15 protein-coding genes and 2 pseudogenes are annotated in these 16810 nt (G+C 69.0%); 13 read left to right on the top strand and 4 right to left on the bottom strand.

Annotation, left to right across the window (positions count from 1 at the left end):
* The 5 genes and pseudogenes from ACWGJY_RS30455 to ACWGJY_RS30435 form a co-directional block, all read left to right on the top strand.
* Positions 1 to 453, top strand: a 453-nt coding sequence (locus ACWGJY_RS30455; RefSeq protein ID WP_453264086.1) for a transposase, incomplete at its 5' end; no start/stop codon positions are given.
* A 192-nt stretch (positions 454 to 645) separates the two neighbouring features.
* On the top strand, positions 646 to 846 hold the full coding sequence (locus tag ACWGJY_RS30450) for an amidohydrolase family protein (RefSeq protein ID WP_453264085.1): 201 nt from the start codon (positions 646 to 648) through the stop codon (positions 844 to 846).
* Positions 843 to 1712 (top strand): alpha/beta hydrolase, encoded by an 870-nt coding sequence (locus tag ACWGJY_RS30445; RefSeq protein ID WP_453264084.1) that lies wholly within the window; start codon positions 843 to 845, stop codon positions 1710 to 1712. Before ACWGJY_RS30450 ends, ACWGJY_RS30445 begins: the two co-directional genes overlap by 4 nt.
* A gap of 24 nt (positions 1713 to 1736) precedes the next feature.
* A pseudogene (locus tag ACWGJY_RS30440) lies at positions 1737 to 2297 on the top strand (Tn3 family transposase); the annotation flags it as partial.
* Positions 2298 to 2386: 89 nt separating this feature from the next.
* Positions 2387 to 2485, top strand: a pseudogene (locus ACWGJY_RS30435) (hypothetical protein); the annotation flags it as partial.
* A gap of 50 nt (positions 2486 to 2535) precedes the next feature.
* Here the strand turns inward: ACWGJY_RS30435 and ACWGJY_RS30430 are convergent.
* Positions 2536 to 2691, bottom strand: coding sequence for a hypothetical protein (locus tag ACWGJY_RS30430; protein WP_453264083.1), 156 nt, complete (start codon positions 2689 to 2691; stop codon positions 2536 to 2538).
* A 381-nt stretch (positions 2692 to 3072) separates the two neighbouring features.
* On the opposite strand from ACWGJY_RS30430, the gene ACWGJY_RS30425 reads away from it, so the two are divergent.
* Positions 3073 to 3759 carry a DUF2238 domain-containing protein gene (locus tag ACWGJY_RS30425; protein ID WP_453264082.1) on the top strand — a complete coding sequence of 229 codons (687 nt, stop codon included), beginning with the start codon at positions 3073 to 3075 and terminating at the stop codon, positions 3757 to 3759.
* Between the two features lie 184 nt (positions 3760 to 3943).
* Here ACWGJY_RS30425 and gntA read toward each other — a convergent pair whose 3' ends face one another.
* Positions 3944 to 4621, bottom strand: coding sequence for a guanitoxin biosynthesis heme-dependent pre-guanitoxin N-hydroxylase GntA (gene gntA / locus ACWGJY_RS30420; RefSeq protein WP_453264081.1), 678 nt, complete (start codon positions 4619 to 4621; stop codon positions 3944 to 3946).
* 400 nt (positions 4622 to 5021) lie between these two features.
* Positions 5022 to 5630: a hypothetical protein gene (locus ACWGJY_RS30415; protein WP_453264080.1), complete on the bottom strand. Its 609-nt coding sequence runs from the start codon at positions 5628 to 5630 to the stop codon at positions 5022 to 5024.
* Positions 5631 to 6214: 584 nt separating this feature from the next.
* Between ACWGJY_RS30415 and ACWGJY_RS30410 the strand changes: the two genes are divergently transcribed.
* Genes ACWGJY_RS30410 through ACWGJY_RS30400 form a run of 3 tightly spaced genes read left to right on the top strand, consistent with a single transcriptional unit; the run spans position 6215 to position 9052 of the window.
* A complete protein-coding gene (locus ACWGJY_RS30410; protein WP_453264079.1) occupies positions 6215 to 6424 on the top strand; it encodes a ferredoxin in 210 nt (69 codons plus the stop codon).
* Positions 6414 to 7778 (top strand): NAD(P)/FAD-dependent oxidoreductase, encoded by a 1365-nt coding sequence (locus tag ACWGJY_RS30405; protein WP_453264078.1) that lies wholly within the window; start codon positions 6414 to 6416, stop codon positions 7776 to 7778. Before ACWGJY_RS30410 ends, ACWGJY_RS30405 begins: the two co-directional genes overlap by 11 nt.
* A gap of 38 nt (positions 7779 to 7816) precedes the next feature.
* Positions 7817 to 9052, top strand: coding sequence for a cytochrome P450 (locus ACWGJY_RS30400; protein ID WP_453264077.1), 1236 nt, complete (start codon positions 7817 to 7819; stop codon positions 9050 to 9052).
* Between the two features lie 219 nt (positions 9053 to 9271).
* Here ACWGJY_RS30400 and ACWGJY_RS30395 read toward each other — a convergent pair whose 3' ends face one another.
* Positions 9272 to 10402 carry a hypothetical protein gene (locus ACWGJY_RS30395; protein WP_453264076.1) on the bottom strand — a complete coding sequence of 377 codons (1131 nt, stop codon included), beginning with the start codon at positions 10400 to 10402 and terminating at the stop codon, positions 9272 to 9274.
* Between the two features lie 914 nt (positions 10403 to 11316).
* Between ACWGJY_RS30395 and ACWGJY_RS30390 the strand changes: the two genes are divergently transcribed.
* The 4 genes from ACWGJY_RS30390 (at position 11317) to ACWGJY_RS30375 (ending at position 16757) form a co-directional block, all read left to right on the top strand.
* The gene (locus tag ACWGJY_RS30390) at positions 11317 to 12600 is read left to right on the top strand and encodes an endonuclease/exonuclease/phosphatase family protein (RefSeq protein ID WP_453264075.1); all 1284 of its coding nucleotides are present in this window, start codon (positions 11317 to 11319) and stop codon (positions 12598 to 12600) included.
* Positions 12601 to 12719: 119 nt separating this feature from the next.
* Positions 12720 to 13370 (top strand): CatB-related O-acetyltransferase, encoded by a 651-nt coding sequence (locus ACWGJY_RS30385; RefSeq protein WP_453264074.1) that lies wholly within the window; start codon positions 12720 to 12722, stop codon positions 13368 to 13370.
* A 198-nt stretch (positions 13371 to 13568) separates the two neighbouring features.
* Positions 13569 to 15338: an MOSC domain-containing protein gene (locus ACWGJY_RS30380; protein ID WP_453264073.1), complete on the top strand. Its 1770-nt coding sequence runs from the start codon at positions 13569 to 13571 to the stop codon at positions 15336 to 15338.
* Positions 15339 to 15776: 438 nt separating this feature from the next.
* Positions 15777 to 16757 (top strand): ABC transporter permease, encoded by a 981-nt coding sequence (locus tag ACWGJY_RS30375; RefSeq protein WP_453264072.1) that lies wholly within the window; start codon positions 15777 to 15779, stop codon positions 16755 to 16757.
* Positions 16758 to 16810 lie beyond the last annotated feature (53 nt).

Below are 16810 nucleotides of genomic sequence, written 5' to 3'. Positions count from 1 at the left end.
CTGAAACGCTCGGTCGCCTCCGACGCCTGCGGTGTCCCGCTCGGGATCGTCTCCGACGGGGCCAACCGACACGACTCGCCCCTGCTCGGCCCCACGCTGGATGCGGCGAAAGCACAGGTCGGCGAAATGCCAGAGACGGTCAACATCAACCTCGATCGTGGCTACGACAGCGCCAAGTCTCGTGCGCTGATAGCCGAGTTGGGATTCACCGCTGAGATCGCGTGCAAAGGAGTGCCCGCGCCGATCCAGGCCGGTAAGCGCTGGGTGGTCGAGCGCACCCACTCGTGGATGAACGACTACGGCAAGCTGCGGCGCTGCACGGACAGAAGTGGCAGCGTCGTGGACTTCTACCTCTACCTCGCCGCCGCCCTCGTCACCCTCCGCATACTGATCCGCCGAGCAACGAGCCGCTACCGCTGGGACGGCCGACCCACCACCCGACGCCTCAAGTGATCCATTTGCCGGTCGGCCTTAGGGGGTCGAGTAGGAACAGAGTGCAGTTTGGTGTCATATGATTTGACACCCGGGTTGAACTGGCTGTTCACTGTGCCGCGTGGATGAGGTGAGTGACCCGCGGGTGGGGTTCCTGCGCTCGGATGTGGAGCGGTTCTGCCAGCAAACCTGGCCGCCAAGCACCGCGCACCCATGCAGGCCCTGGTGTCCGCGACCAGCGTCAACGCAAACATCCTCGGCCTCGGCGAGACCCTGGGCCTGATCCGCGTCGGCATGCAGGCCGACTTGGCCGCTTGGCGGCGCGACCCTCTCCAGGAAGCCAAGGCGTTCGCCGACCCAGACATGGCTGGCCTCGTTGTCAAGGGCGGCCTCGTTGCGAAGGACATTCGATGAGCGGCATGTTGCACGGCTGTCTGCCCGATACGGAGTACCTCGAAGTCACAGCAGAGTCAGGGCATCGCTATGGCGTGTGGGTCACCACGCCCCCCGGCTATGCCGACTCAAGCGATTCGCTGCCGCTCATCTACGTGATGGACGGCAATTTCGCCGTGGGGCTCACAGCGCCGCTCATCGTGACTCAAGCGGATCCGTACCTGTCGGTCGCGCCATACATCCAGGTGAGCGTCGGTTATGCCGGTGAGGAGGCGTCGGACTGGGCTCGGCTGCGCAACCGCGATCTCGTGCCACCATGCGATCCGGTCAGCAGCGAATTTGTGGGGGCCCTGGAGACGGCTCGTGATGCGGGCGCGATGACTCAAGAGCAGATGGACGCCTACCTCCAGGAGCTCGCGGACACTCACGCCGACGTGTTTCTCGACTTCCTCACCAAGGAGCTGCACCCACGGCTGCAGGCACAGTTCCACGTCAGCGACACGGGTCATGGCCTGTTCGGCTACTCCTACGGGGGTCTGTTTGCTCTCTACGCATGGCTCAGCGAAGCGACTCCGTTCGCGACCGTCGGCGCGGGGAGTCCTGGCGTCACGGGGCCGGACAGCCAAGTCTTCGAGCTGGTTCGCAAGCTTCCGGAGCGCCGCACGGACGCCGACGCTCCACGGCTGCACGTCACACTCAACCAAGCCGAACTGCTAGGTGAGATCGCTCTGTACCGCGGAGTCGCACGCCACGTGCTGGCAGTAGTAGAAGAGCTGCATGCCCAAGGGCGGTCGCAAGACGTCTCCAGCGCGCTGCTCCACGAAACACATGTCACGGGCGTACAGGCGTCCTTCCTCAGCTACCTCAAGGCATGCCATTCGCGCTAACTCCAGCCCCCCCACGTCTCCGAGGCCGGCAGCCGCGCCGAACACCTCGTCGTATCGCTCGCAGCGGTGCTTGTAGCCGAGGCGTGCAACATCGGGGTTCAGGCGATGGTCTCCGAGGACGAGCCCGGCCGCTCCCGCGACCAGCTGTTCTGGGTCGAGCAGAACTACCTGCGCGCCAAAACCCTCCGCCTCGCCAACGCCGTCCTCGTCGACCACCAGGCCACCTTGCCCATCATCGGATACTGGGGCGGCGGCGAACTCGCCTCCGCCGACGGCCTGCGCTTCGCCACCCCGTTGCGAGTCCTCAACTCCGGCCCGGACCCGAAGTACTTCGCCGCACGCGGCATCACGCTCCACAACTACCTGTCGGACCAGTACAGCGGCTTCAACCACATCGTCATCCCCGGCACCCGCCGCGACGGCCTGTACCTGCTCGACGGCATCCTCGACCAGCCCACCTCGCTGAACCCCACCGAGATCGCCACGGACACCGCAGGCGCCTCAGAAATGATCTTCGGGCTGTTCCGGCTCCTGGGCTACCAGTTCTCCCCGCGCCTTGCGGACGCCGGGCACACCTTGCTCTAACGCGCCGACCCGACGGCCGACTACGGCCCGCTCAACCCGCTGACCACCGGCCGCATCCGCAAGCGGACCATCATCGAAACTGGGACGACCTGCTGTGTCTGGCGGGCTCCTTACGCGAGGGGACCGTCCGCGCCTCCCAGATCCTGCCCGTCCTTGCAGGCCAGGGCCGCCCCAGCCCGCTGGGCCGCGCGGTCGTGCAGATCGGCCGCCTGGACCGCTCCGCCTTCCTCGCCCGCTACTACCACCGGGCCTCGTCCAACGCGCCCACCAGCGCGCTCCGCAGCTCCTCCAGCAGCCGCATCCGCAACGCCGGCGCCAGCCCGTCCAACTCCCGGCAGAACCGCTCCACATCCGAGCGCAGGAACCCCACCCGAGGGTCACTCACCTCATCCACGCGGCACAGCGAACAGCCAGCTCAACCCGGGTGTCACATCATGTGACAGCAAACTGCACTCTCTGCGTGCTTCCTGCTCGACCGCCCTTTATGCCTCGTCTCCGGGCCATCCGGGGCCATCCCGGGCCATCCCGGGCCATGAGGAGCCCGGCCAGGGGAGAGGCATCTGAGTAGCGGTACTCATGACATCGTCCCGAGGCGGCCGTGACGCTGAGGTGGAGGACCACGCGCGGCGGAGTGTTCGTTCCGCTGTGCGGCGTTGCCGCGGCTCCACCCGGGCATACGCCGGGTGACCGGGGCCGGTCCGTCCGCCCGGTGGCGGCGCCGTCAGAGCCGTACCCGACCCGTACCCGACGTCTTTGAGGCTGATCCGTGAAGGCCATGACCATATCCCGCACGCTCCCCCCGGCCCTGGCCGTGGCGGTGCTCGACGCCCTGGCGCTGTCGGGCCTGCAGCCCCATGACCGTGCCACATGGATGATGGAGACCTGCTGGGTGTTCGTCGGCCTGCCGCTGCTGGTCGCGGTGTGGCGGCGCTTTCCGCTCAGTCCGCTCCTGTGCTGCCTGCTCGCCGTGCATGCACTGATACTGATCGTCGGCGGCCACTACACCTACGCCGAGGTCCCCTTGGGACACTGGCTGGAGAACGTCCTGGGCCTCTCCCGCAATCCCTACGACCGCATCGGACATCTGGCGCAGGGCTTCGTGCCCGCCATCCTGGTCCGTGAACTCCTGGTCCGCACCTCCCCGCTGCGCGGCAGCAAGTGGCTCGCCCCGCTGACCGTCTGCGCATGCCTCGCCTTCAGCGCGTTCTTCGAGTTGATCGAGTGGTGGACCGCGCTGGCCGGCGGCGCCGCGGCCGACGCGTTCCTCGCCACGCAGGGGGACCAGTGGGACACCCAGTGGGACATGGCCTGCGCCCTGCTCGGAGCGATCGTCTCGCTGCTGCTCCTCAGCCGTCTCCACGACCGTCAGCTGGCCCGTTACGGCATCGGAGGCACCGGCACCGGCACCGGCAGCGGGACCGGCACGGGGCAGGAGCGGATCGCGGGACGGCCGGCCGTCTGAGCGCGCCGTGACGCCTTCCCGTGGCCGGGTGAGCCGTACGGGGAGGGCGCCGGTCCCCTCGTCCGCACCTGCAAAAGGGCCGGGTGCCGTCCGTACACGTATCTCGGCGATTGCGGGGGCGGAGCAGGTTCCCGGCGGCGGGCCGGTCAGAGGCGCGAACCGCTCCCGGCCCGATGAAGTTCCCTCACACCCGAGCGGAGAAGGGGCAGGCCCAGTCGGCCGGTTTGCGCCGGCCCGAGTAGCGCCGGGCCTCGGAGAGCTGCTCGTACTCCACCAGGTTGGGGTTGATGTTGCCCTGCAGCTCGATGTCCTGCTTGCGGATCTTCTCCTGCAGGCGGTCCCACAGCCCGGCGGCCTTTATTCGGTCGAACTGTGCGTGGGAGTTGAAGGCGAGCATCGGGAAGGGCGGGCGGCGGCCGATGCGGCTGTGCGTTTCGTGCAGTCCGATCACGAAGAACGGATGCCCGGCGACGCTGTACGCGAAGGCGCCGGAGGACGGGTCGCGGTCGTAGCCGTCGGCCCAGGGGTGCGAGAGGCTGTCATGATCGTGGACAGCCTGCAGCTGCTGCCACATCAGCGCCTCGAACTCGATCTCCGACACGTTCAGGGGGCCCGAGAAGGTGGCCACGAAGCTCGTGAAGGGCTTGGCGGCCCAGTCCACCGCCTCCACATACGTCTGGAGATCAGCCGCCATCTGCCGGGCCGCCTCGTCATCCCCGAACCATGTGTAATGGCGGTGGATGATGCCACCTTGTCGCCAGGCCGAGCGGCCGGCCAGGCAGGGGAAGGCGTCGCCGAGCAGGAACCGTCCGACTTCGGCGGCGGCATCAACTTCGGTGGCGGCGGTGGCGTCAACCGTCATGTTCGTGACCTTCGGTAAGGGGGGCAACACCCCTGGTGGGGGCCCTGCGGCGGTGGGACCCTGGCAGTCAAGATCGGGCAGGGCCAGTTCGTCAAGACTCGGCCGTGCCGCCCCTTCGTGACTGCCCTCACCGACGGCGTCAGCACCGTGTTTGCGGTGATATGACCCCCTAACGGGCCGCGACGCTGTCTCGGCCGCCGGACAGCTCGCTCGCACTGCAGGGCTTCTTGTCGATCTTCATCGTCTCAGAAGCCCGGCCACCTGATTGCCAGGGTGGCTCCCACGGCGGCGCCGGGCCGGTGCCGCCCGCCCCTCGGTCCACCCGGCCCCACCGTGCCGCCCGCCCCCCCCGTCTGCTGACGGCGAAGGGCAGCGTCCGCAGACGGGAGCGGGAATCCGGTCAGGCGCGGGCGGTCGCGGCCTCCTCGGTGGCGTCCGCGGCATCGGCTTCCCGGGTCTCGGTGCCGGCCTCGGGAGTCGCGGCGGGCAGGGAGTAGAAGACGCTCCTTCCCTGCTTGCTGCGGTGCGCCAGCCCCTTGGCGACGAGCGAGGTCTCCAGGGTGTTGCGCACGGCGGTCTCCGGTGCCGTGTGGTCCGGGTGTTCCTGCGCGAGCAGCTTCGTCAGCTCCGTCACCGTCCGCGGCTGCTCGTCGAGCAGTCCGAGAACGCGGTCGACGCGGGTGGCGTTCCGCTGCCGGGCCTTGCCCCGGGCCGGGGTGGCCTTGCGTGCCTTCTTCACGCTGCCCGCCGCCTTGGCCGGGGGCTTCTTCGCCGGCTTGACCTTCGGCGCGGCAGGTTTCGCGCGCCGTGCCGCGGGCACGGTCACCGGCTTGTCCACCGGTGTGGTGACCGGCTTCGTCATCGCGGCGTCGGCCTCCACGGGCTGCGGTGTGACAGTTTCTGCTTTCCCGGGAGCCGTTCCGAGGTGCTGCTGCAGGTCCTCCAGTTTCGTCCGGAGCTTCTGCAGCTCGTCGATCTCCTTCGCGATGCTCTTCAGCTTGGCAGTCACCTGCACAGCGAATTCCGAGTCTGACATGAATCAGCCTGCTCTCTCTTGCCTGATCGATCTGCGGTTGGCTGGATGTTACTCATCTCGCTCCGCAATTAACCCGGCCGTGCTCCGTTTTATCCCCGTACGCATGGCATCCGCTGTCGGCTTCGCGGCCCAACGAGCCCACCATCAACGGGTGTTCGGATGGTGTCCAACCCGTCCGTGCCAGTCAAGAAATGGGACTTGAATGAGCCATACGGGCCGTGATTGCGGCTCCTCGCTCTGTTGACAGCGGGGCTGAACTCCGTCCGGTTGTCACTCCTTTGAGTCTTTCCTCCGCTGATTCTGTCATGGTCTCGGCATCCGTCTGCGGGTGGGGAGCGACACCGTGACGCGGCAGCATCGGTGTGCGGTGCCCGAGTGAGGGGAGTGAGGGGAGTGACGTTGTCCCGGCGTCGGGTGCGGTACGGCCGGCGTGCGGATGCACGGGTCACGGTGGCCACTGACCCCGTAACCCCGGACGGCCCAGTACCGCGTGCGCCGCACCATGACCGGTTGTAGGACGGAGACGACGGGTGTGGCGGTGGGAGGAGTGGCGCGGGATGAACGTCGTCGTGGATCTCAATCGGTGCCAGGGCTATGCGCAGTGCGCCTTCCTCGCCCCCCGCGTGTTCACGATGCATGGCGAGGAGGCCCTGTTGTACACCCCGGCCGTCCCGGATGACCAGCAGGAACGCGTCCTTCGCGCCGCCGCGGCATGTCCGGTGCAGGCGATCGTCGTGGGCGAGGAGGCGGGCGCCGGTGGACGGTGAACGACGCGACGGCCGCATCGTTGTCGTCGGTGCGTCGCTCGCGGGGCTGCGGGCCGCCGAGACGCTGCGCGAGGAGGGGTTCACCGGGACGCTGACCCTGATCGGGGAGGAACCGCATCCCCCCTATGACAGGCCTCCGTTGTCCAAGCAGGTGCTGCTCGGAATGGCTCCGGCGGACCGGACCGGGCTGCCGCAGCGCTGCGAGGTGGACGCGCGCTGGAAACTGGGTGTGCGCGCCACCGGACTCGATCCGGTGGGCAAACAGGTCCTCCTCGCCGACGGCGAGCAGGTGCCCTTCGACCGGCTGCTGATCGCGACCGGAACCCGTGCCCGGCCCTGGCCGAAACCCGCCGAGGCCGCCCTGGACGGGGTGTTCACCCTGCGCACCAGCGAGGACGCGGGCCGTCTCGCGGAACGTCTTGACGCCGGACCGCGACGGGTTCTGGTCGTCGGTGCTGGCTTCACCGGTTCGGAGATCGCCTCAGCCTGCCGGGAGCGCGGTCTTGCGGTGACGGTCGCGGAGCGGGGCCCGGCGCCTCTGGTCGGTGCGCTCGGCGGAACGCTGGGCGCGCTGGCCGCGAAGCTGCAGCGAGCCCATGGCGTCGATCTGCGCTGCGGGGTGACGGTCACCGCGTTGGAGGGCGACGGCCGGCTCACCGGGGCACAGTTCTCCGACGGCACGAGGATCGATGCCGATGTCGCCGTGGTGGCCCTCGGCGCGGTCCGCAACACCGAGTGGCTGGCCGAGTCGGGGCTCGCCGCGGGCCCGCGGGGAGTGACCTGCGACGCGGGGTGCCGGGCCTTCGACATGTACGGGATCGTCACCGACGACATCTTCGCGGCCGGCGATGTGGCCCGGTTCCCGCACCCGCTGTTCGAGTATCAGCTGCTCTCCCTGGAGCACTGGGGCAATGCGGTCGCCCAGGCGGAGGTGGCGGCCCACAACATGGTCAGTCCGGGGCCGCGCAGACGTCCGCATCTGTCGGTACCGGCTTTCTGGTCCGGTCAGTTCGGCCTCAACATCAAGTCGGTCGGCGTGCCCACCTTCTCCGACCAGGTGGTCATTGCCCAGGGATCCCTGAAGGACGCCCGGCTGGTCGCCGTCTACGGCTACCGGGGGCGCGTCACGGCGGCGGTGAGCGTGAACCAGGCCAAGTCGCTGGAGTATTACCGGCGGCTGATCGAGACGGCGGCGCCGTTTCCGCCCGCGCCGGGCGCCGCCGACCGGCGCGAGTCCCCGGAGCCCGTCCCCTCCGACGTACCGGACCCGAAGATGTTGTCGCACGGACCGACCGTCGCCCTCACCGGCCATCTGCCGGACCGCCGCCTGACCGTGGTGCAACCGGCCCGCTGAGACCACCGCCACTCCCTAGCGATGAGGAGCCCCCGCGCATGGCTGCGGACAACCTGTTCCACCGGATCACCGACTACGCCAACCGTGCCAACCCCTATCCGCTCTACGCCGAGCTGCGCGAAGAGGGGGTGGTACGGCAGGAGGACGGCAGCTACCTGGTCGGGACCTACGACGAGATCGAAGCTCTGCTGCACGACCCGCGGATCAGCTCGGACCGGCGCAACCGCACCGTCCCGGACGAGACCGACGTCGCTCAGGAAGGGCTCCCGCCGGCCTTCATCGGACTCGACGACCCCGAACACCACCGGCTGCGCGGCCTGGCGATGCGCTCCTTCGGCCCGCCCCACACGCCGGACCGGATCGAGGGCATGCACGGCGCCATCACCAGGATCGTCAAGGACCTCATCGGCGCCTTCACGGGAAAGGACCGGATCGACGTCGTCGACGACTTCGCCTATCCGCTGCCCGTTACCGTGATCTGCCGGCTCCTGGGCGTGCCGATCGAGGACGAGCCGCAGTTCCGTGAGTGGTCGGACGCGATCGTCGCCGGCATCGACCCCACGCCGGGGGAAGACCCGGCCGAGCGTCCGCGCGCGGCCGTGGCGGCCCGGAAGGCGATGGGTCTGTATCTCGGCGAACTCGCCGAGAAGCGCCGTGCCCACCCGTCCGACGACATGCTCTCCGCATTCGTCAGCGGCGACAGCTCCGAGGGGCAGCTCACCCCGCTCGAAATCATGACCACGTCCGTACTGCTGCTCATCGCCGGTCACGAAACAACCGTCAACCTGATCACCAACGGTGTCCTCACGCTGCTGCGCCACCCGGACGAGCTGGCCCGCCTGCGCAGCGAACCCGCATGGGTGCCCCGAGCGGTCGAGGAACTGCTGCGCTACGAGCCACCTGTCCAGATGCTCCCCCAGCGCACGCCGTTGGCCGACATCGAGGTCGCGGGCGTCACCATCCCCAAGGGCGCGCCCCTCATCCTGATGCTCGCCTCCGGCAACCGCGACCCCCGGCGGTTCCCTGACCCCGACCGCTTCGATCCGACTCGCGAGGACCACCAGCACCTCGGCTTCGGCAGCGGCATCCACAGCTGCTTCGGCGCGCCGTTGGCCCGTCTGGAGGCGCAGATCGCGCTGGACGAGCTCATCCAGCACCTCGACCACCCCCGGCTGGTCGAGGATCCGCCGCCCTACCGGCGCAGCCCCGTACTGCGCGGCCCCCGGCACCTGCTGATCGAGAGCGGTCGGGCGAAGGCCCGCGGAGGACGGTAGCGCGGGTCCTTCTGCCCGGCCGCACTCATGTCCCGCACCGGGTGCTTCGCGTTGCCGCGGACGAGGACGACCGCGGGGCCGGCGACCCGGGCCTCGTCCCTGTCCCTGCCCTGTCCCCGCCCTGTCCCGGACGGGTGGGGCCGGTCCAGTGACCGGTGCCGTTGCGCACATGGCGCCGGGGCGAGTACGCCTCCGTGCCCTGCCGGCCGTGGAACGAGGTCAGGGCCGGTATGCCTGCCGCAGGGCGCAGGTCCAGACGACCGCACGGGGGGTCGACGCGGCGTCGGCCGCGGAGCCGCCGACGCGCTGGTCGTCGCTGACGGCGTACGCCTGGGAGGCGCCCTTCGTGGAGAGCCGGGGCAGCGCCAGCAGGGGTCCGGTGCCCGGCCATATCTGGGCCTGCTCCGGCGGCGCCGTCTCCGGAGGGAACGGCCCGTCCATGTGGCTGTCCATAGCGGTGCCCACACTTACGTTGGTGGTGGGGCTGATGGCCTCGAAGGTGCCGCTGGTGCGCTCCCCGAGCAGCCCCGGTTCGTTCCTGGTCGCGTACGGCGGAAGCCACTGGGCGGGGGTCCGGGTGTCCAGGTGTATGTAGTCGTGAGTGCCCACGATCCGTCCGGCGCGGTCGATGTCCCGCGGGTACCAGTAGTCGTAGGGGAGTTCCGAGGGCCAGAACGGCTGGAGCGGTACGGCCGCGGCGCCGCTCCGGGCGGACCAGAAGAAGCCCGCCGACCACGACTCGTCGCCCTTGACGGCCTCGCCGGAACCGGCGATCTGCCCGGCGTTGTTGAGGGCGGTCACCGAGGTGAGCGAGTACCCGGCCGGCGGCGCGAGCCGGCGGTGGATCCGGGCGCCGTCCCATTCGAGACCGATGAGGGCGCCGCCCTTGAGCCCGTCACCGACAATCAGACCCCGGTCGTTGACGTCCGCCGCATGGGCCCCTTCCGGCAGCAGGGTCACCCTGCGGGCCCCGGCGCGGAAGCTGAAGGCGGCGGTCCGGTCCGCGTGGTGCAGAGAGCCGACCATCAGCCCCTTCGCGTTGACGGCCGCGACCTCACCGCCGGTGAATCCGGCGGGCAGCGGTACGCGGTGTACCCGAGTGCCGGTCCAGTACACGGGCAGGCCGCGCGATGCTCCCACTGCCAGGGCCTTCGGTCCGAGTCCCTTGACCTGGCTGCCTCCTGGACCGGGCAGGGAGCCCAGGACCTGGAGGGCGGGGCGGCAGTCAGCGGGTTTGCGGGCGCCGTCGGTGGACCGGGCCGGCGAGGCCGGCGCCGGGCTCGCCGTCAGCAGGGGGGTGAGGAGCGCGGTCGCGACCACCGCCACCGCGGCACGGATGTGTCTTCGCATCATCTTCTCCGTTTCCGAGAACACTGGAATGACCCCGTCAAAACTGGAGTCACCTCCGTCAACGCTGGAATGACCCCCCTTGCCATGGGCAAGAGTTGGTGAACACCTGAAAGGATCCGGAAGCGCCGGAGTAGAGCAGTCCCGGCGGTGTACCCGGGAAATGCGGAATTCGATCGCCAGCCATCACGGCTGCGCGGCACGAATAGCTCTCCCCGCACCGCCTTGGATGTTTCCCGTACGGTCCATGACATGCCGGAATTCCGATGGTGACTTCCCAGGATGCCCCGTGACCTGGCGGAGTCTCCCGTAGCTTGCGGGAGTTTTCAGGAATCAGCGCGGGAGGTCAGGAAAATCGGTGCCCGGGGTATCCGGGCGATTCCCATCGGTCCGCGGCCGGAGGCTCCAGGTGTGTCCGCAGGGTGGGCCGGACGTCGGGCCCGGTGCGTCACCCGGCCGAGAGTGAGCCGTGCCGTCCAGAGCGGACCGCGGCTCCGGTTCCCGGTACCGCTGCCGGGCGCCACCCGGCCGCGCTGCCGGTGCGGCCGGCCGAACCCCGGGCGCGTACCGTCCATGTCCTTCATCCACTTCCTCTTCCTCCGGTACCGGTTGGGAAGTTCCGCGGACCGGCCCCTTTCCTACCGCACCCATGGCCCTTCGGGATGGTTCCGGACGCCAATGGCGGGAAATCGCCCGGGAGTGTCCGGGTCCGTTTACGGCGGGTCTCGGAGATGCCCTGGACCACGAGGTGCGCGCTGCGGTAAAAGGCTCGGGAACCGGAATGCTGTCGCGCGGGGAACTCCGTGGGACAGCGGGTCGGAAGCGGGGCTGCGGCATCGTGCTCCGGACCGAAAGAAAAGGCCTGAGCGAGTCGAAACCGACTGTTGCGGTCAGTAATTCGCCGATAGCGTCACCGCATGAGACGGACCACTTCAGGGAAGCGCAGTGTGGCCGTATTGACCACGCTCATCCTTGCTTTCACCGGACTGCTGTTGACGCCCGTGACGGCGCACGCGGTCGACAACCCCGCCAACCACCGACCCGCCACGTGGAACATGCTGCGCGGCACTTCTCGCTGGACACGCGTCCAGACGCTGTCGAGCACCCACGATGTGGTGGCGTTGCAGGAGGTGCCGCTGCAACTGCCGTTCGGCATGACCCGTGAGCGCGACCTCGGTGGTGTGACGGAGTACCGGTGGGACTTCGGCGGGTATCAGCGCTGGCTGTACGTCCTGCGGACCACCAGCCAGGATCTGGGCATGGTCACCTCGTTCCGAGCCGATCAGGCCCTGCAGATCACCACGCAGAACGGCGGTTACCGGCCACTGCTCGGGGTCTACACCACCCGCTCCAACACACTGTTCGCCTCCATCCATGCCTCGGCGCGCGGCGGCGGGGATGCCGCGCCCCTGGTCCACGCGGCGCAGCGGGTCGCCACCGACCGGCGGCGTCCCTGGAACTGGGCCGTGCTGGGCGACTTCAACCGCACGCCCCAGGAACTCGACGGTGCGGGACTGCCCGCGGATACCTTCCTCTACAACCCCGGCCAGGGCACCCAGGACAGCGGCCGCGAGCTCGATTACCTGGTCTCCAGCGTCCACACGGAGAACTGGCAGGCCACCGTCCTGTCGAACACCGACAGCGACCACTGGCCCGTCGGCTTCGCAGCCATGCGCGGTGGCGCCCAGCCGGTCGACCTGACCATCAGCAACGAGGGCAACCGGCAACTCATCGACGTTGCGGGCGGCCAGGTGGCCAACGGTGTTCCCGTTGACATCTACCGCCCCAACGGTGGCCCGAACCAGCTCTGGCACCTGCGGAATCTCCGGACCGTGAACGGTGTGCCGCTGTACCGGATGGAAAGCTTCCAACGCGGGCGGGACGGGCGGCGGTACTGCGTGGACGTGGAGGGCGGCCAGACGTCCCAGCACCCCGGCAGCTACCTGAACGTCTGGGCGTGCCACGGCGCCAACGGTGAGCCCGCCCCCGGCGGATGGCAACGGGACACCCAGAACCTCCACCTCATCCATCCCGTCTATCACTGGCCGAATATCGTCATGTTCGTCGTCAGCGCCACCGGGCTCTTCGCCAAGGTCCTCGCCAACGGCCATCTCAGCCAGTCGTACCGGCAGTCCGGTTCCGGCGCCGGCAGCGAGCACTTCTACCTCCACCCGTTCCAGCCGTCCGGGGGCGGGGACTGACCGGGAAACGGCCGCTTCGGCGGGGGACCGCACCGGCGGGGAAATGCGTGGCCCGTTGCGGGAGCGGGTTGCGATCATGGGGAGTCCGTCTGCCGCTCGTTGTGATGTGAGGAAGCGCCATGGTGCCTGCCCTGCCCGCCGATCCGACCGTGGTGCATCCGATGCCCGAACAGCCGCGAGTGGTGCTGCTGAAGCCGCTGGTGACCTCGCCGCTGATCGAGGTCGGGGAGTTCTCCTACTACGACGATCCCGACGATCCGACTGCCTTCGAGACCCGCAATGTGCTCTACCACTACGGGCCGGAGAAGCTGGTCATCGGGAAGTTCTGCGCATTGGGGGAGGGGGTGCGGTTCCTCATGAACGGCGCCAACCACCGTATGGACGGTCCTTCGACGTTCCCCTTCCCGATCATGGGCGGCTCCTGGGCCGCACACTTCGATCTGATCACCGGTCTGCCCGGCCGGGGCGACACCGTGGTCGGCAATGATGTCTGGTTCGGATACCGGGCCACGGTGATGCCCGGTGTCCGCATCGGCCACGGCGCGGTCATCGCGTCCGGGGCAGTTGTCGTCGATGACGTCCCTGACTACGGGATCGTCGGCGGCAATCCGGCCCGCCTCATCCGACGTCGCTTCGACGACGCGGACATCGCCCGTCTGCTGGCGGTGGCCTGGTGGGACTGGCCGGTCGAGCATCTCACCGAGCACCTCCCCGCCCTCATGTCCGGCAGCATCGACGAGCTGGAGGATGCGCTTCCGGGGAGGCGGTAGGGCGGGCGGCGCCGCTGCACGGGCACGAGTCGTCCCGGCTCCCGGGCAGTGGCGACGAGGGCAGGTCCGGGCCTCATCACCGTGGGCGTCGTCATCATCGTGGGTGAGGAGGGCGGGGGAGTGACCGAGCGCCTGCGGGTCCGGCGTGGTTACGATCGAAAGGACAGGTGGGGGCCGTCAGCGCGTGAGGTGGACGTCGTGGCCAGGCTCGTCTCCGTCAACGTGGGTCTCCCCAAGGACGTCTCCTGGCAGGGGCGGACGGTGCACACGGGCATCTGGAAGAGCCCGGTCACCGGCCCCCGGATGGTACGGAGACTGAACATCGACGGTGACGGTCAAGGCGATCTCGCCGGGCACGGCGGCGAGATGCGGGCGGTGATGGTCTACCAGCTCGACTCCTACCGCTACTGGCAGCGGGAACTGGGGCGCGACGATTTCGTGCTCGGCCAGTTCGGCGAGAACTTCACCGTGGAGGGACTGGCGGACGACGAGGTGTGCATCGGGGACCACTACCGGATCGGGGACGCCGTCTTCGAGGTGAGCCAGCCCCGGGTGACCTGCTACCGGGTGGGGTTGCGGATGGATGACGCCCGGATGCCGGCCCTCCTGGTGTCCCACAAGCGGCCGGGCTTCTACTTCCGGGTCATCACCGAAGGCGAAGTGGAGGCCGGGCAGGACATCGTCAAAATCGCCACGGGGCCCGGCCGGATGACCGTCACCGAGGTCGACGGTCTGCTGTATCTGACCGAGCGCACCGGGGACCGGATCGAGCAGGCGCTGCGCATCGACGCGCTCAGCCCGGGATGGCAGGGCTCCTTCCGAGCGCTGCTGGAGCAGGCCGACCGAGGACCCGGGGGCGCCGCCGGCAACGCTGGCCTGCATGCCGGGGATGCCGGCCCCGGGCCGGCCTGGGCCGGATTCCGCCCCCTCACCGTGGCACGGATCGAGAGGGAGAGCCGGAGCATTCGTTCCCTGTGGCTGGCCGCCCCCGACGGTACGCCGCTGCCCGCCGCCGCACCCGGCCAGTACCTCACCGTGCGCCTGGAGCCCGAGGCGGACGGACCGGAGCTGGTACGCAGCTACTCCCTGTCCGGCCGGCCGGGCGGCGACCAGTACCGCATCAGCGTCAAACAAGAGCCCCATGGCGCCGCCAGCACCCGGATCCACACCGGGGTCCGGAGCGGCGACACCCTGCAGGCCGCCGCACCCCGCGGCACCTTCACCCTCGCCCCCGGAACCGCGCCCGTGATCCTCGCCTCGGCGGGGGTGGGCGCCACACCGGTCATGGCCATGCTGCGCGCGCTGGCGGATTCCCGGGTGACTCGGCATGTGTGGTGGCTGCACGGGACACGCAACGGTGACGATCATGCCTTCGCCGAGGAGAGCAGGCAGCTGCTGAAACGGCTGCCCCACAGTCATTCCCGCATCTGCTACAGCCGCCCCCGGCCCGAGGACCGGCAAGGCACCGACTACACCGACGCCGGGCACCTGTCCGCCGCACTCCTCGACCGCCTCGGCCTGCCCGCCGACGCCGACGCCTACCTCTGCGGCCCCACCGCCTTCATGAACGACCTCACCGACGCCCTGACCGGCATCGGACTGCGTCCCGAACAGGTCCACACGGAAGTCTTCGGCGCCGGCCCCGCGGTCACCCCCGGCATCGCCCCCACACCGGCCCACCCACCGCACCCGCCCGCCGGCGCCCCCGGAACGGGCCCCGCGGTGTCCTTCGCGCGCAGCGGCCTCACCGTCCCCTGGAAACCGGAGTACCGCACGCTCCTGGAGATGGCCGAGGCCTGCGACGTGCCCGTGCGCTGGTCGTGTCGCACCGGCGTATGCCACACCTGCGAAACCGGCCTCCTGGGAGGAAGCGTCAGCTACGACCCCGCCCCCGTCGCGCCACCCGCCGAGAGCAACGCCCTGACCTGCTGCTCACAGCCCCGCCAGGACATCGTCCTCGACCTGTGACGCACTCTGCCCCACGGATACGGACCCCATGAGCCCGCGTCACGGCGGACGCGATGTGAGGGCTCGGCGCGTGGCCGCACGGACCGGCGTACGCAGACCTTCGAAGGCCCCTCGCACGCTCTGGATGCCTCAGCTGTCGTAAAGTCTTCGTCAACTGACTTTCCTCCGCGTCACGTTCGCGGGGTGTCCGGATATCGGGTATCGCTACCTCGGGGAGCGGTCGGCGCCTGGGAATGCCAAGCGTGTGACCGCAACGGCCATCGATTTTGCAGGCAGCGTGCACAATGTCCTTGGTCGACAGGTTAGTTAGCGTTATCTCACCGTGAACATCTCGTTATCGACAAACGTGTTGAATACATGAAAGATGTGCTCGATCCGTACCGACCCCACCTCAGCTGCACCTGGCTGAATCGGTGCGCGCGAGGGAGAGACATCACCATGGGCCGCTATTTGCTGCGCAGGCTGGCGAACTACCTGGTGCTGGTGATCGTCGCTGCTTCCCTCACCTACTTCCTGGCGGGGCTCAGCCTCAACCCCCGCGCCAAGTTCGAGGGCCGTAACCCACCGCTGCCCGCGTCGTCGATCACCAAGACGCTCGACGACTACAACATGAACCCGGACACCCCGATCCTGTCCCGGTTCGGACACTGGGCGGAGGGCGTCGTCCACGGTGACCTCGGCAAGACCATCGAAGGTGACGACGTCAACGACGACTTCGGCCGCCGGGTAGGCGTCTCCACCCGGCTGCTCCTGATCGCCACCCTCGTCGGCTCCCTCGGCGGTGTCGCGCTCGGCGCATTCGGCGCCATTCGCCAGTACCGCTTCTTCGACCGGTTCACCACCCTCGCCTCGTTCTTCGTGCTGGCGATGCCGGTATTCGTGATCGGCGTCGCGCTGAAGATCGGCGCCACCGCACTGAACGACGGCTCGCAGACCATCAAGGTGCTCGGTGAGTACGACCCGCAGTACGCGGGGCAGTGGAACTTCGACGCCCTCGTCAACCGCGGCCAGCACATGCTGCTCCCGGCACTCACCCTGATCATCCTTCAGGTCGCGCTCTACAGCCGCTACCAGCGCTCCACCATGCTCGACGTCCTCGGCAGTGACTTCCTGCGCACCGCCCGCGCCAAGGGGCTGCGCCGGCGAACGGCGCTGGTCAAGCACGGGCTGCGGACCGCGATCCTGCCCGTCGTGCCCCTGCTGGTCTACAACATCGTGCTGCTCTTCACCGGTGCGACCTTCACCGAGAAGACCTTCGGCTGGCACGGCATGGGCGAGCTGCTCGTCGATTCGATCAACAAGCAGGACGTCAACTCCGTTGCCACGGTGGGGCTGTTCACCGCCGTACTGGTCCTGATCGCGGGGGTGCTGTCCGACCTGCTGTACGCGGCGCTCGATCCGCGCGTACGGGTCCGCTGACTCCCTCAGCTACCGCTGGGAGGTGCCCCCACCCCGGCTACCGCTGGGAGGCA

The sequence above is a fragment of the Streptomyces sp. NPDC054765 genome (assembly GCF_053612065.1).
The sequence above is the reverse complement of the archived record's forward strand: the minus strand, read 5'-3'. Positions and strand labels throughout refer to the sequence as shown.